Annotated in this window: 1 protein-coding gene and 1 pseudogene; both read left to right on the top strand. The window is 37.8% G+C overall.

Translation table 11 applies throughout. The features are described 5' to 3' along the window. A pseudogene (locus tag ACS8FD_RS18305) lies at positions 1–211 on the top strand (hypothetical protein); the annotation flags it as partial. Between the two features lie 147 nt (positions 212–358). Continuing rightward, positions 359–876: cytochrome b (locus tag ACS8FD_RS18300; protein ID WP_439276897.1), on the top strand; the 518-nt coding region annotated here is incomplete at its 3' end.

The following is an 876-nucleotide window of genomic DNA, read 5'->3' as shown; positions in this document are numbered from 1 at the left end:
TAATAATAATATCCCTACCAGTAGTGAGAAAGAGGAGGAGACAGTAAGCGCTCAATTTAAAGAAAATGTCATTACCTCTTATATGTTTCAAGTAGTCACTATCAATGATACCCTTTACTTAATACCAGATTTGGATAAGATTGCTCATCAACTGATCGGTTTAAGTGATGAAGCTCTACTAGATACGCCACGCTCAGCTACCTCAGATTGAAAGACAACTCATAGCTTTTTTTGAAAACGTTGAACTGATTTGCATAAATGGTTGTGCAAAATATATTTTAGAGGTATGGTTTGAACTATTTACTAAAGTGATCTTAATAGGTCAGTAGTGTCAGAATCAAACGGCATGGAATGTTTTATGGATAGTAATAATTCAAACGTAAAAAAATGGTCAGTTAGTAGTCGCATATTCCATTGGATTAGCGCCATTTTACTGCTAGTAACTTGGACAATGATGTTTTTATATAACAATTCTGATAGTAATCTATATATTGGACTACATAAAGCCTTTGGCGTTAGCTTATTGTTTTGGATGATTGCACGAGTGATCAATCGACTGCTTACCAAAGCGCCACCGCCAGTACCAATGCCAAAATGGCAGTTACTGATGTCGCAATTGTCACACTTTGCGCTCTATACACTGTTGATTGCGATGCCGATTGCAGGGCTACTTATGTCTGTCTATGGTGGTCGACCTGTCGACATTTTCGGGCTGTTTCAGATTCCAGTGTTTGTTAATCCAGATCGAGGCCTAGCACGTTTTTATAACGATCTACATACCGACATTATATGGCCGATGATTATTGCCTTTACATTAGTTCATATTGGAGCGGCTTTGCATCATCAATTTATCAAAAAAGACGGACTGATAGCACG

The organism is Psychrobacter sp. 1U2 (assembly GCF_051847575.1).
The sequence above is the reverse complement of the archived record's forward strand: the minus strand, read 5'-3'. Positions and strand labels throughout refer to the sequence as shown.